Origin of the sequence: Synechococcus sp. EJ6-Ellesmere, assembly GCF_024345875.1 — a bacterium.
Taxonomy (GTDB): domain Bacteria; phylum Cyanobacteriota; class Cyanobacteriia; order PCC-6307; family Cyanobiaceae; genus Regnicoccus_A; species Regnicoccus_A antarcticus.
The window spans coordinates 17,850-30,608 of record NZ_JAGQBY010000016.1 but is presented as its reverse complement, the minus strand read 5'-3'; the positions used below and the strand labels follow the sequence as shown (position 1 = coordinate 30,608).

At 67.6% G+C, this 12,759-nt stretch carries 13 protein-coding genes and 1 pseudogene; 6 read left to right on the top strand and 8 right to left on the bottom strand.

The annotated features are described in order from the left end of the window. Positions 1 to 265: pseudogene (locus tag KBY78_RS03100) on the top strand (nucleoside triphosphate pyrophosphohydrolase); the annotation flags it as partial. A gap of 18 nt (positions 266 to 283) precedes the next feature. Here the strand turns inward: KBY78_RS03100 and arfB are convergent. Together arfB and KBY78_RS03090 are read right to left on the bottom strand one after the other, a co-directional pair. Then, positions 284 to 718, bottom strand: a complete 435-nt coding sequence (gene arfB / locus KBY78_RS03095; protein WP_255142288.1) for an alternative ribosome rescue aminoacyl-tRNA hydrolase ArfB — start codon at positions 716 to 718, stop codon at positions 284 to 286. Positions 719 to 736: 18 nt separating this feature from the next. Further along, entirely contained in the window at positions 737 to 1,480 is a 744-nt protein-coding gene (locus KBY78_RS03090) for a carbonic anhydrase (RefSeq protein ID WP_006172990.1), read from the bottom strand. A gap of 96 nt (positions 1,481 to 1,576) precedes the next feature. Between KBY78_RS03090 and speE the strand changes: the two genes are divergently transcribed. Together speE and speB are read left to right on the top strand one after the other, a co-directional pair. After that, entirely contained in the window at positions 1,577 to 2,437 is an 861-nt protein-coding gene (speE, locus tag KBY78_RS03085; protein ID WP_006172991.1) for a polyamine aminopropyltransferase, read from the top strand. A 4-nt stretch (positions 2,438 to 2,441) separates the two neighbouring features. Further along, positions 2,442 to 3,368 (top strand): agmatinase, encoded by a 927-nt coding sequence (gene speB / locus KBY78_RS03080; protein ID WP_255142287.1) that lies wholly within the window; start codon positions 2,442 to 2,444, stop codon positions 3,366 to 3,368. On the opposite strand, the gene KBY78_RS03075 is transcribed toward speB, so the two are convergent. Both KBY78_RS03075 and KBY78_RS03070 read right to left on the bottom strand, forming a co-directional pair. Further along, entirely contained in the window at positions 3,362 to 3,721 is a 360-nt protein-coding gene (locus KBY78_RS03075) for a cyclic nucleotide-binding domain-containing protein (protein WP_006172993.1), read from the bottom strand. The genes speB and KBY78_RS03075 overlap by 7 nt on opposite strands. A gap of 158 nt (positions 3,722 to 3,879) precedes the next feature. Then, complete coding sequence (locus KBY78_RS03070) at positions 3,880 to 4,128, bottom strand: hypothetical protein (protein WP_006172994.1); 249 nt, start codon at positions 4,126 to 4,128, stop codon at positions 3,880 to 3,882. 136 nt (positions 4,129 to 4,264) lie between these two features. Between KBY78_RS03070 and gcvT the strand changes: the two genes are divergently transcribed. Continuing rightward, positions 4,265 to 5,398, top strand: a complete 1,134-nt coding sequence (gene gcvT / locus KBY78_RS03065) for a glycine cleavage system aminomethyltransferase GcvT (RefSeq protein WP_255142286.1) — start codon at positions 4,265 to 4,267, stop codon at positions 5,396 to 5,398. Positions 5,399 to 5,621: 223 nt separating this feature from the next. Here the strand turns inward: gcvT and KBY78_RS03060 are convergent, their stop codons facing one another. Beyond that, complete coding sequence (locus KBY78_RS03060; RefSeq protein WP_255142284.1) at positions 5,622 to 7,541, bottom strand: hypothetical protein; 1,920 nt, start codon at positions 7,539 to 7,541, stop codon at positions 5,622 to 5,624. A 76-nt stretch (positions 7,542 to 7,617) separates the two neighbouring features. Beyond that, a complete protein-coding gene (locus tag KBY78_RS03055) occupies positions 7,618 to 8,331 on the bottom strand; it encodes a hypothetical protein (protein WP_255142283.1) in 714 nt (237 codons plus the stop codon). Between the two features lie 63 nt (positions 8,332 to 8,394). On the opposite strand from KBY78_RS03055, the gene KBY78_RS03050 reads away from it, so the two are divergent. Then, positions 8,395 to 8,913 carry a hypothetical protein gene (locus KBY78_RS03050; RefSeq protein WP_255142282.1) on the top strand — a complete coding sequence of 173 codons (519 nt, stop codon included), beginning with the start codon at positions 8,395 to 8,397 and terminating at the stop codon, positions 8,911 to 8,913. On the opposite strand, the gene KBY78_RS03045 is transcribed toward KBY78_RS03050, so the two are convergent. Both KBY78_RS03045 and KBY78_RS03040 read right to left on the bottom strand, forming a co-directional pair. Next, a complete protein-coding gene (locus KBY78_RS03045; RefSeq protein ID WP_255142281.1) occupies positions 8,898 to 10,406 on the bottom strand; it encodes a HAMP domain-containing sensor histidine kinase in 1,509 nt (502 codons plus the stop codon). The genes KBY78_RS03050 and KBY78_RS03045 overlap by 16 nt on opposite strands. 103 nt (positions 10,407 to 10,509) lie before the next feature. After that, positions 10,510 to 11,184: a response regulator transcription factor gene (locus tag KBY78_RS03040; protein WP_255142280.1), complete on the bottom strand. Its 675-nt coding sequence runs from the start codon at positions 11,182 to 11,184 to the stop codon at positions 10,510 to 10,512. A gap of 131 nt (positions 11,185 to 11,315) precedes the next feature. Here KBY78_RS03040 and KBY78_RS03035 point away from each other — a divergent pair, with 131 nt between their 5' ends. Beyond that, positions 11,316 to 12,653 carry a serpin family protein gene (locus KBY78_RS03035; RefSeq protein ID WP_255142279.1) on the top strand — a complete coding sequence of 446 codons (1,338 nt, stop codon included), beginning with the start codon at positions 11,316 to 11,318 and terminating at the stop codon, positions 12,651 to 12,653. Positions 12,654 to 12,759: the final 106 nt, after the last annotated feature.

Sequence of the window (12,759 nt, the reverse complement as noted above, 5' to 3'; positions counted from 1 at the left end):
TGTGGCCAGCGGCGACAAGGTCCACGCCCAGGAGTAGCTGGGGGATGTGCTCTTCACCCTGGGGAACGTGGCCCGCTGGTGTGGCCTTGATCCAGAGGCCGGCCTGGCGGGCACCAACCGCCGCTTCCTGGATCGCTTCTCCCGCGTGGAGGCGGCCCTTGGCGGGACCCTTCAGGGTCAGAGCCTCGCTGAGCTGGAGGCCCTCTGGCAGCAGGCCAAGGCCCAGATCCGCGCGGAGACCGAAGGCCGGAACGCCTTGGCCTGAGCCGCCTGCTCCAGCGGTTCAGTCGTCGGGCAGCGGGGGCCGCGAGCGGCGCTGGCCCTTGATCGCCCCCCGTTGCTTCTTGGCACTCAGGCGCCGTTCCACCGACCCCCGGGTGGGCTTGGTGCGCCGGCGGGGCGGTGGTGGAGGTTCGATGGCGGAGCGCAGCAGCTCCGCCAGCCGCCGCAGAGCGGCCTGGCGGTTCTGCCACTGGGAGCGGTGCTCCGACGCCGTGAGCAGCAGCGCGCCATCCAGCAGGCGCCCCTCCAGCCGCCGCAGGGCCCGAGCCTTGAGCAGGGGCGGCAGCGCCGTGGTGGCCGCCAGATCGAACACCAGCTCCACCCGTGAATCGGTGGTGTTCACCCCCTGGCCGCCCGGCCCCGAGGAGCGGGAGAAGCGCCAGCTCAGCTCGGCCGCCGGGATCACCAGCCGCTCGTTCAGAGGCAGGTCAGGCATCGATCGCCACTGGGTGACTCACAGCAGCGAGACCGCGCCGCTGGCGATGTCGAAGCAGGCGGGCTGGATCTTCAGCCGCCCGGCGCTCACCGCTTCCCGCAGGAGGGCGCTGCGCCGGCTCAGCTCCTGGGCGGAGTGGCAGGCGTTGTGGCGGATCGCCAGGCTGAGGTCGTCGCCCGGCACCAGCGCCGCCCGGATCGGCGTGACCAGGTGCTCCAGCAGCGGGGTGAGCGGTGCTTCGGCCAGGGCGGCGGTGACGGCCCCGCAGCCGCTGTGGCCCATCACCAGGATCAGGGGCACCGCCAGCTCCGCCACCGCGTACTCCAGCGAGGCGACGCCGTCGTCGAAGGCGGTGTTGCCCGCGCAGCGCACATCGAACAGCTCCCCGGATCCCGACACGAAGATCCACTCCGGAGACACCCGGGAATCAGCGCAGCTCAGCAGGGCCGCCCAGGGCCGCTGGCCGCTGGCCATGGCGCTCGGGTCCACCTGACAACTGCTCTGCCAGAGGGTATTCATCAGCGCGGTGCGCTCCTGGGGGCTGCCGGCCCTGGCGGCGGCCTGCCAGGCGCGGCTGAACTGACCATTGCGGCGCAGCAGGCTGCCGAGCGGATCGTCGTGGGGCGAGCATGCCGTGAGGCTGTGCTCAAGCTCAGGGGTGAGCGGGCCGGCCTCCGCCCGGGCTGGACTCAGCTCCGGCAGGGCCAGGGCTCCGGCTGCCAGGCCCGCGCGCTGCAGCCATTCCCGTCTGGAAAGCGTCATCGGCTCAGGTTCCTCGATGGTGCGGGCCCAGGGACGTCTGGGTGACAGGGTGCTCCTCTGGAGGCTTAGCTAGGGCGGCTCCGGGAGTCAGCAGCCATGGATCCAACCGCTGGCTGGGTTGATGAAATTCACCAGGGTGTCCGCTACGGCCTCGAAGCCGAGGTGCTGCTGGAGCAGTCCAGCCCTTACCAGAGGGTCACGATCATCGAGAGCCGGCGCTATGGCAAGGGGCTGCTGCTCGATGGCTGCTGGATGACGGCCGAGCGCCAGGAGCGTCACTACCACGAGCCGCTGGTGCATCCGGCCCTCTGTGCCGCCGCCAGCCTCGAGCGGGTGCTGGTGATCGGCGGTGGCGACGGTGGCACGGCGCGGGAGTGCCTGCGCCACCCAGGCGTGCGCCACCTCGATCTGGTGGAGATCGACGGGCTGGTGGTGGAGTGCGCCCAGCGTTATCTGCCCTCCCTCGGTGGCGGCTGCTGGGACGACCCCCGCTTTCAGCTCACGGTGGGGGATGGCATCGCCTGGGTGTCGGCGGCTGCCGCCGCCAGCTACGACGTGGTGATCGTCGACGGCTCTGACCCCGCAGGCCCCGCTGAGGGCCTGTTCAATCGGGCCTTCTTCCAGCAGTGCCGACGCCTGCTGCGGCCCGGAGGGGTGTTCGCCACCCAGAGCGAATCCCCGGAGGCCTTCCGCGAGGTGCACCTGGCCACCGTGCGGCTGCTGCGGGAGGTGTTCGGCCACGCCGATCCGCTCTATGGCTGGGTGCCGATGTACCCCAGCGGCTGGTGGAGCTGGACCTTCGCGGCCGTCGACGGCCCCCGCTATCTGGAGCCCAGGCCCGAGCGGGCCGAGGCGGTGGCGGCCGGCTGTGAGATCTGGTCGCCCCGCTGGCAGCGCGGTGCCTTCGAGGCCATTCCGGCCGGCATCGAGCGGGCCCTTGACCACCCCCAGGCCTGAGCCGATGGCTGTTTCCGCTGCACTGGATCGTCTCGAGTCCGACCTGTTCGATCGCGATGGCGCCATCTTCATGGGATCGCGGCGCGACCCCGAGGGTTGCCGGGTGGCCCTCTTCGGGGTGCCCTACGACGGCACCACCTCCTTCAGGCCGGGCACCCGCTTCGGGCCGGCGGCGATCCGGGAGGTGAGCAGCGGGCTGGAAACCTACGACCCCCAGCTGGATCTCGATCTCGACGACCTCGCCTTCGCGGATCTTGGGGCGGTGGCCATTCCCTTCGGTGCGCCCGAGCCGGTGGTGGACGCTGTCGGAGAGGCCACCAGTGCGGTGCTGGAGCTGGGGCTGCGGCCACTGATGCTCGGCGGTGAGCACTCGATCAGCAGTGGCGCGGTAGCCGCCGTGGCCGCCCGCCATCCCGACCTGGTCCTGGTGCAGCTCGATGCCCACGCCGATCTGCGCCAGAGCTGGCTGGGGGCACGACACAGCCACGCCTGTGCGATGCGCCGCTGCCTGGAGGTGCTCCCCTCCGGCGATCTGCTCCAGGTGGCGATCCGCAGCGGCACCCGCGAGGAGTTCGAGGAGCTGCGCCGTAGTGGCCGGCTGGTGGGGCAGGGCCCGGGCCTGTCGCTGCAGCCCGAGCGGCTGCAGGCGGAGCTCGCTGCAGCCCTCGCGCCCCTGCGGGGCCGGCCGATCTACCTCACCGTCGACCTCGACTGGTTCGATCCAGCCGTGCTGCCCGGCACCGGCACCCCCGAGCCCGGGGGCTACCACTGGGGCCACTTCGCGGGGCTGCTGGAGGAACTGCGCCACCACCGGCTGGTGGCGGCCGATGTGGTCGAACTCGCCCCCGGCCTGGATCCCACTGGCGTGAGCGCGGTGCTGGCGGCGAAGGTGACCCGCAGCCTGCTGCTGCTGCTGGGCCAGGCTCAGTAGGAGTAGGAGCCGCTGGACCGTTGCTCCCGCAGCCGTTCGTGCTGCTGCCCGATCAGCACCACCGCCAGCGTGGGGTGGTTGTGCAGCAGGTTGAGGAAGTTCAATCGCTCCAGCTTCACCAGTTCCACCGGGGTGCGGGCGATGGCCTCGTTGCGGAAGTAGCCGCCGCGCCAGGCGATGTCTTCGTAGCTGAACAGCTCGCCGTGGCGGTAGCAGAGGCGATTTCTGGAGGCGTCGATCAGTTCGACGATGCCCTTGCGGACTCCGTAGATGGCGCGGGCGAGATCACCTGGGTGAAAGATATGGGAGCCCGTGGGCAGGGTGAGGGTCTCTCCGTCCACCTGGGACGCCATCAGTTCAACCGGCGTTGCGGGTGCGAGTGCAACCAATCAACTACCTCCATTCAGGGATCAAAGAGCTCAGCATGGCGTGCGCTGCGCTGTTCAGTTGGCTATGTGGATGACACGATGCGGCGAAAATGCAGCGAAATCAATCCACGCCCGGCTGAAGCTCAGCTGGCGGCCACCAGCAGGTCGGTGAGAGCGAGCTGGCGGTTGGCAGGTATCGGTATCGCCACCTGGGAGTGGTCGACGCTGGGCAAGCGGGGCGGACGAGGGGTCCAGTGGTGGCACCAGAGATCCGCGGCCAGTTCGGGGTGGATCGCCAGCCGTCGCATCTGGCACCAGCTTTGCTCCGCGCCGAAGGACTCCTCGGGAGCGTGGCAGTGGTTGCAGCTACGACAGTTCGGGCGCTGGCCCATGGGCGCGACCCATTCAGGGCACTCAAGGTAAGGACCTTCCCTTGATCAGGCCAGGGGAAAAACCGAACCTGCCGGAAGTCTTCGGTATTGCCTGGCGTCCATAGGATCCCCGCCAGCAGACGCGACAGCTCATCCCATGGCGGACTCCCTGAAGCGAACGCCTCTGCATGGGGCCTGCCGCGACGCTGGCGCCCGACTGGTGCCCTTCGAGGGCTGGGAGATGCCCGTGCAGTTCCAGGGCCTGGTGCAGGAACACAAGGCCGTGCGTCAGGCCTGCGGCGTCTTCGACATCTCCCACATGGGTGTGCTGCGCCTGCGGGGTGATGGCGCCAAGGACGCCCTGCAGGCTCTGGTGCCCAGCGATCTGTTCCGGATTGGCCCGGGTGAGGCCACCTACACCGTGCTGCTCAACGAGGCCGGCGGCATCCGCGACGATCTGATCGTCTACGACCTCGGCCGGCCTGAAGACGACGAAGGCCCAGCTGATGAAGTGCTGCTGATCATCAACGCCGGCTGCGCCGAGGCCGACACCGCCTGGCTGCGCAGCCAGCTGGAGCCCTCTGGTCTGGTGATCACCGACCGCAAGGCCGATGGGGTGCTGCTGGCCCTGCAGGGCCCCGAGGCGATCGCCCGGCTGGAGGCTCTGGCCGCAACCGATCTGGGCGGCTTGCCCCGCTTCGGGCACCGCAGCATCCAGCTGGCCGGCACCGCGGCGGCGGAAGCCGCCGGCGCCACCGCTTTCGTGGCCCGCACCGGCTACACCGGCGAAGACGGCGTGGAGCTGCTGCTGGATCGCGCCGCCGGCAAGGCCCTCTGGGCCCAGCTGCTGGCGGAGGGGGTGACCCCCTGCGGCCTCGGTGCCCGCGACACCCTGCGCCTGGAGGCGGCCATGCACCTCTATGGCAGCGACATGAACAGCACCACCACTCCTCTGGAGGCCTCCCTGGGCTGGCTGGTGCACCTGGAGATGCCGGCGGCGTTCATCGGCCGGGAGGTGCTGGAGCGCCAGAGCGCCGAGGGGGTGAGCCGGCGCCTGGTGGGGCTGAAGCTGCAGGGCCGGGCGATTGCGCGCCATGGCTATCCGGTGCTGCGCGCTGGCCAGGTGGTGGGGGAGGTCACCAGCGGCACCTGGTCGCCCACCCTGGGGGAGGCGATCGCCCTGGCCTACGTGCCTGCCGACGCCACCCGGGTGGGCACCGAACTGGCGGTGGAGATCCGCGGAAAGGCGGAGCCCGCCGTGGTGGTGAAGCGGCCCTTTTACCGGCGCTAGTCTGGCCCGCTGAGGACTCTCATTCACCAGAACCGGTTTCCGGGATCCACGTCATATGCCCGCTCCGGGTCTGTCAATGACCTGGAGCGGCACTGCGCTTCCCCCATCAATTATCTAGATGAAGCCTACCTACGGAAAGCCCTGCGAGTCGGGCTGGATGAACGTGGGAGCGGGCTACTGCAAGAAGAAAAACTTGGGAATCTTCTGATCTAAATCTGCTGATCTAGCGGAGCACAAACGAATAGCCTCTGTTGCTGCAGCGGCTGATCGGGAAGGTCTGGCTCTTCCGCGACATGCCGGCCCAGTACTCCACTCGCAGCCTGGTGTCCGCGTTGCCCATCTTGTTCAGGGTTGGGCTCGTGGTCCAGGTGGCTCCCGAGGCCAGGCTCCGATCGGGAGTGATTTTCGAGCGCCATTTCTGCGAGAGGGCATCCCAGTAGTCGAGATCAACGATGCGGATCTTGCGGCCCGTGTTGTTGCGCACGCGCAGGTTAATGCGGCAATCGGATCGCGTTTCGGGATTGCGGGCCTTGAGGGTGTGGCTGAACACCTTGTTGTCGGTGCAGGGGCCGCTGCCGAAGCTGGGCGAGTAATAGGTGGTGGGCTTGAGCAGGCCGGTGAGTTTGTATTTCACCCGCAGCTTGGTGTCCTTCTCTCCCACCTTCTCCAGGGTCGAGGTCTTGCTCCACAACTCGCCAGGAGAGAGCTGCTTGTTGATGGTGGGCTCCGAGCGCCAGATCTTCGACACCGGATCCCAGTAATCCAGATCCAGCACAGTGATGGCCTGGCCGGTGCCGTTGCGCAGCCGTGCCGTGATGTCACGGCAGGCGGGCCTCGACTCCTTGTAGATGCGGGTGCGGATGTTGTACTTCGAGCCCAGATTGGCCCCCAGCCCTGCCCCCACACTCACCTGGAACCCCTTGGGGAGACCCACCCTGTCGCGCAGGGCCCGCCAGCGCTCGGTGACGACCGCAGCTCCGGCCCCCACGCCGATGTCGCCCGACACCATGAAGGCGCTGTATTTCGAGAGGCCCGGGCTGGAGGGACCCACATTCACTCCCGCGATCACATCGCCACCATTGAATCCCTCGGCGCCTGCCCCCGACATGCCGCTGAGATAGAGCCGCGGCGGGTCGGAGCCGTTGAGGTCGAATATGAAGCCGCCATCGAAGCCGGCCCCGAGCAACGCCCCCGCGCTGGCCCCCAGCCCCACGTTCAGCGACTGGGGCGGCGAACTCGAACCGTCTTCCGCCACCAGCCGCATGGCCCGCAGGGAGCGCCGTGTCTCGGCAGTGATGCAGCGCTGGGCCACGTCGGCCGCCGCCGCTGAATCGCGCTTCCTGATCGCGGTGAGCAGGGCGTTGCGGTTGGCCGAGCGAGCGAAGCAGGTGCCGATGCCCTTGAGGGCGCTGATCAGAGGGTTGTTGCGCCGCGCAGTGGCCTCGAGGCTCTCCATGAGGGAATCGTCTGCGTCGCCTCCCGGTGTCTCGATGGGGGGCTCGTCGGGCCCCTCAGGCTCGCCCGGCTCTTCGGGCGGCTCAGGCTGCTCAGGAACCTCCTCCCAGTCGTCGCCATCGCCGCCGCCGGGAGGGGGGGATGGTTCGTAGATCGGAGGCCCGCCAGGAGTGCCGGGCAGTGCCAGCGCCTTCTCCTGGGCGAACCAGGCGGCGTTGTCGAGCTGCACCGGGGTGAGGGTGTAGCTCACGGGGAGCATCTGGCCCTGCACGGTCACCATCAGGTTGTCCTGGGTGTCCACCCGGGCGTTCCAGCGACCCAGCAGGGGCAGATCGTCGCCCTGATACAGCCCGGGGCCCGTAGGTGTGATGTTGCGGATCACCACCATGCCGGGCTGGATGTTCAGCACGACCATGTGGTTCCAGCCATCCAGGGCGAAGGCGCGGCCGGCCTGGATGCGGATGCGCTTCCCGTTGCTGCTGATCCTCCAGATTCCGTCCAGCGGCATCGGAGCCGTGGCGGGCACCGCCGTGCGGTTCGGCAGAAAGGCCGGGATCCCCAACCCCTGGGCCTGCGCTGCTGCCGGCAGAAGAACCACAGGGGCCGACAGCAGCGGCGTCAGCAGCAACGGCAGCCAGCGTCCCCCCCATGACCGCGCCAGCCTGGTCCGTCCAGGCAGTTTGGACATGCAGGCGGCGCGCACTCCCTGATGTCTAGCCGTGTGATCACCCATTGCCAACCCCATCCGATCCGGCTCCATCCCGTCAACCCCGGCCTGCCATGGCCGTCTGGTACGCCTGGAGATTGCAGCAGGGCATCCAGAAACGCCTGAAACCGAGCCTGGTGGTGAAAGCTTCTCCGCGGCACCCCCTGATCTGGCGGGCACGCCTGAGAGCCTCCCTGCGGGTGGGGAACATGTCCGCCCCAAGGCCCTGCGATGGCCCGCTGTTGCTGATTGACAGCGAGTAGGAGCCATCGTTGTCGCAGCGCTCGAATTTTTGCGAGCTGCCAGACACCGTGGAGCTCCACCGCGCCCCAGACGATGTTTGGCGGAGTGATTTGTAGTAAGGCTTCAGCTTGAACGCCTTGCCGCCAACATCGGCGAGATTCTCCTTGTAGGTGTAACTGGAGCCCGGCATGATTTTCTTGTTGGTCAGCTGTTCGGTGTCCCAGTCGTTGCTGTGGGGATCGTAGACACGCAGATAGCGGGCCTCGATCGGCAGGCTGGTGTTGTTCTGGATGGTGATGCGAACGTTCTTGCAGGTGTTGAACAGGGCAGCCTGGGCAGGAACGGAAACGCTGGTGAGTGAGGCCACGGCTGCGAGAGTCGCAGCCGCTGTGAAGGTGGCAAAGCGAGGAGTTTTCAGTGTGTTGGCCATGATTTTTTTGTGGGAAGACTCGGCTTTTGACCGATGTCCACAACGTAAATGCGGTGCCGCTGTCCACGAAATGGGGTGTTCACCCCATTTCGTGGACACCCTGCTGTGATCGATGGAGGCAGAACAGAATGGGCGCAGATAGTGTCATCCACCGCTACACCCATGACCAGAACAAATGGGTTGTTTGCGCTCATCGTTCTGCTGCTCGGCCTGCCCCATGGAGCCGAGGCTGGCGAACCCGGGGCGAGCCTCGCCGATGCCGCGCCGCCAGCCATCGCCAGCTGCGTGCTGGAGGATCCCGGCCGCACCAAGCCGCTGCAGATCCTGGAGGGCGGCATGGTTCTGGCCACCCATCCCTGCAGCGGTGGCCTCTATCTGCTCCCGCCTGGTGAGGATGCAGGGGGCCCCCGGGCGATGGTCCGGGCCATCCCCCTGAATCAGGGTTGGCGGCTGTATGCGCTGATCGGGGCTTCCTGGGCAGGAGGCGATGCGATCGAGGTGTGTGGCCGCTTCATCACCGGGATCGGCCCCAGCGGCGCCACACCGTTCACCGCCAGGATCCTGGCCCTGCGCCAGGCCGGAGGCTGGCAGACGCAGCAGCCCGTCCTGGCCGACGAGATGGCCAGCCAGGGCAACGGCGGTGATGGGGCCTGTGCAGCCCGGTTTCAGGAGGCGGCCTGATGGCGCGGCAACGCCACGATCACCGAGGTGCCACGGCCGGGCAAGGAATGCAACTCGAACGGCATGCCATGGGCCTGGCACAACGCCTGCACGATGCCGAGCCCGAGGCCCTCGCCTTCTGAGTTCGTGCCCTTGCAGCCGGGCTGCATCACCCGGGCGAGGGTGTTCGGGTCCATGCCCACGCCGTCGTCATGCACGCGGAAAAGCACCCTGTCGCCACGGGGCATGAAACCCACCAGAAGGCGTGACGGCGCCGCATGGGCCAGGGAATTGGCGATCAGGTTGGCCATGATCCGCATCGCGGCCAGCGGCTCCACCCGGATGCTGCTGGGCGGGCAGACGATGCGCAGGCGCACCCCCTGCTGGGCAGCCTGACCCGCGAACATCTGCTCAAGGGTGCGCGCAAACATCCCACTGGCCACCAGCTCAGGCCCGCCCGCGGGGGATTGCGAGGCCCCGTCGCCCATGGCCTCGGCCTCGGGATCCTGGGTATAGGCCCTGGCCAGACTGGCCACATAGTCCACGGCCCGTGAGAGCCTGTCGGCTTCCTGGTCATGACCCGCCCGCTGCAGCTGATCCACCGCGTGCCGCAAGGCCGCCACTGGCTGTCGGAGATCATGCGACACGGTCTGCAATTTCGAGCGGTGCCGTGTGGCGACGGACACGGCCTTCTGGTAGTCCGCCTCCGCCTCGGCCAGGGCCAGCTTCAGCCGGGCCTCGTTGCGCTCGGCCAGCAGGGTCTGCCGTTCGGCGCGGGCCTTCTCCCGTGTGGTGGCCAGCACCTGCCAGATCACGATCGCCAGGGAAAACGCCGCCGAGAGGAGAAGGGTGAAGCGGTTCAGCTGGTTGAAGACAGGCTGGGGCCACCCAGCACCGCCCCAGTGACTCAGCTGCACCGCCGTGGCGAAACCGCCCACTACCACCGGGAAGGCCCGAGTCAGCCGCCGCTGCCGGGGATCACGGATCGACCAGGTGAGCGGCGGCAGCACCTGAGCGAACAGCATCACCAAAAACAGGCCCTTCAGTGGCATCCACATCGTGACCAGTGAGATCCGCTGCAACCACAGCGCACTGCTGAGGGGCAGCAGGGCGGTGAGCAGGGCCAGCCAGGCGAAGACCGGCCGCAGCCGCGTGAAACGGTGAGAGCCTTCGATGCGCAGAACCACCACCAGATAGCCGAAGGCCGTGGAGAGCGACACGCACAGATAAGGCACCACCCAGAGCACGAAATCCCCGCCCCCAAGGAGGTGGGCCAGGGTGCCATCGATGCTCGCCACGCTGAGCAGCAACAACAGGGAGAACAGCACATACACCAGCCACTGCAGCTGCTGGCAGGCCGTGATGATGGCGGCGGAAAGGGCGATGGCGGTGATCAGAAAGGTGTAGAAAACGCCATCGGCGATCCCCGGCACATAGCCCGGCGTCAGGGCCTGGGCCGCACCGGCGCCCAGCAGAATCACGCCCGCCACGCCGCCGCCCAGCAGGATGGCCACCGGGACTCTGGCGCGCTTGCTGCAAGAGGTGTCCATGCGCGTTCCGGGCGGAATCACGGCCTGCCCATTCTCCTGAGCCGAGACCCCGGGGCCCATGGGGTGTTCACCCCAACGCGTTAGTGGCGGGATCGATCAGCCCCTCGCTGAGGGCCCGCGCCATCAACTGCACCACCGAGTGGGCCTCAAGCTTGCTCATCACGCTGGCACGGTGTTTCTCCACCGTCTTGGGGCTGATGTAGAGCTCGGCGGCGATCTCCTTGTTCGACTTGCCGGCGACGAGCCTGTTCAGCACCTGACGTTCCCGGTCGGTGAGGGTGCCGCTCTGCTGGCCGAGCCGGATCAGCTCGGTGAACTCCGGCGCCACATAACGGCCGCCGCTCAGCAGAAGTGGAAACTTCGCCACCATGGCGCTGGGAGGATTGGCCTTGCTGAACAGGCCGTCGGCCCCCGCCTCCACAAGGCCGGCCAGGGTGCCGGCTGAGGCGATCCCGGTGAAGACGGCGATGCGGGTGCTCGGACTCCACTGCCGCAGATCGCGGATGATCTCGGCCCCGGTGCCGAGGGGCATCGCGACATCAAGGACCAGAAGATCGGGCCGGTGATTCTTCACGGCCGCAACGGTCTCCAGCCCGTTCTCCGCCGTGGCGATCACGTTGTACTGAATCTCCGGACCCTCCGTGCCGCTGACCAGCAGATCACGAATCGCGTCACGGATGATGGCGTGATCATCGGCAATGATCACCGAGACGATCGATCCGGCCAGCTCGGGATTCAGCATCCGTTCCGTTGATGGTCTGGGATTGATGGTCTGAAGGTTGGTGTGCGCCGTGCAGCAGCAGTTGGGGTGAACACCCCATGGCGGAACGTCCGCCGGACGCGAAGAGTGAGGCAATCACCCTACCGAAACCCGTGAAAACCCTGATGCAGCGGTTCATCGTGCTGCTCTGCCTTCTGCTCTCTGTCCCATCGGCTCGCGCTGATGAGGCCCTGCGCCTGCGGCAGCGCACCTCCATCAATCAGATCGGTCCGCGACTGCTGGCTTCCCATCTGCGCCACAACGGCATGGCCAACTCGATGGTGTCCGGGCCCTCACTGTTCTATGCGCTGAGCGTGCTCGCCCTGGGTGCCGATGGTGCCTCGCGCAACCTGCTGCGCTCGCAGCTGCTCAGCGATCCACGGGCGGAAACCAGCGTGGCCGACATCGCCGGGCCACTGGCGAAGCAATTCAGCACGGCGGTGACCTCCGGGGAAACCGGCGGCAGCTTCCGCCTCAGCCAGGGGCTCTGGTCCACAAACGGCGCCAACAACAGCCAACCCTTCCTGCTCAAGCAGGAGTTCGTGCTGGCGGCGCAGACCCACTACGGCGCCAGCCACCGGGTGATCGACTTCGAGGCCGCCGGCGCCGCGCAGGCCATCAACAGCTGGGCTGAGCAAAAGACCAAAGGGCTGATCCCTTCGGTCATTGACGACCCCACCCTGGCGAAACTCCGCTGGGTGATCCTGAACACCGCGCTGTTCGAAGGAGGCTGGGGAACGGCGATGCAGCGGGTGGCCCCGGGCGGGGCCTACCGCTTCGTGACGCTCGACGGCCGACACCAGGCCGCCCGATCGATACGCAGCGCGAGGTATTCAGCACAGATAGTGGACCTGGAGGATGGCAGCGTGGCCTTCCAGCTCCCCTTCGCTGGCGGGGAGTATGCCTTCCTCGTGCATGTGCCCGCGGCAGGGCAGAAGCACATCGACCGGTGGTTGCTGGAAGCGGCGATTCCAGCCCTGCCCGAAACAACCCAGCGGATGTTCAGCAGCAACGGTGCCCGGCAGCCGCTGATAGTCCAGCTGCCCAGCTTCAGCTTCAGCGATGGAGTGAGCATGGTGGCTGGATCGCCCATCGCGGCCGATCTGGGGCTGGCCCCTCTGTTTGACAGGACCGTCAACCTGAACCGGCTCTCGGAACAGCCCAGCCAGGTGGGTCTCGTTCGGCACCACAGCCGCATCGAGCTGAACGAGAACGGGGTGAGGGCCGCCGCCGCCACCCTGATCGGCGGGATCAGCAGAACCTCAATCGGCCCGGTATCTCCCACCCGGCTGATTGTGGTGAACCGGCCGTTCGTCTTCGCGATCGTGGCGCGGGCCTCCCAGACGGTGCTGTTCAACGGGGTGCTGGTGGTACCGCCGCCCGTGCCGGCAGATCTTTCCACCCCCTTACCCAGGCAACGCCAAGTTTGCCGGAGCCAGGCCAGAAGTTGATCATCTCGCCGGGCTTGAGCCGAAACACCTCAAACACCCCCTCAAGGCTCCAGTGGCCCGGAAGGTCGAGGGCGGCCACGTGGGCCTTGAGCACATCCAGCGAACC

What these genes read in the sequence shown, in the direction of transcription:
- KBY78_RS03040 (WP_255142280.1), bottom strand. Translation starts at nt 11,184, where the DNA reads ATGCTGAATCCCGAGCTGGCCGGATCGATCGTCTCGGTGATCATTGCC.
- gcvT (WP_255142286.1), top strand. Translation starts at nt 4,265, where the DNA reads ATGGCGGACTCCCTGAAGCGAACGCCTCTGCATGGGGCCTGCCGCGAC.
- KBY78_RS03075 (WP_006172993.1), bottom strand. Translation starts at nt 3,721, where the DNA reads ATGGCGTCCCAGGTGGACGGAGAGACCCTCACCCTGCCCACGGGCTCC.
- KBY78_RS03070 (WP_006172994.1), bottom strand. Translation starts at nt 4,128, where the DNA reads ATGGGCCAGCGCCCGAACTGTCGTAGCTGCAACCACTGCCACGCTCCC.
- speE (WP_006172991.1), top strand. Translation starts at nt 1,577, where the DNA reads ATGGATCCAACCGCTGGCTGGGTTGATGAAATTCACCAGGGTGTCCGC.
- speB (WP_255142287.1), top strand. Translation starts at nt 2,442, where the DNA reads ATGGCTGTTTCCGCTGCACTGGATCGTCTCGAGTCCGACCTGTTCGAT.
- KBY78_RS03050 (WP_255142282.1), top strand. Translation starts at nt 8,395, where the DNA reads ATGACCAGAACAAATGGGTTGTTTGCGCTCATCGTTCTGCTGCTCGGC.
- KBY78_RS03060 (WP_255142284.1), bottom strand. Translation starts at nt 7,541, where the DNA reads ATGTCCAAACTGCCTGGACGGACCAGGCTGGCGCGGTCATGGGGGGGA.
- KBY78_RS03090 (WP_006172990.1), bottom strand. Translation starts at nt 1,480, where the DNA reads ATGACGCTTTCCAGACGGGAATGGCTGCAGCGCGCGGGCCTGGCAGCC.
- arfB (WP_255142288.1), bottom strand. Translation starts at nt 718, where the DNA reads ATGCCTGACCTGCCTCTGAACGAGCGGCTGGTGATCCCGGCGGCCGAG.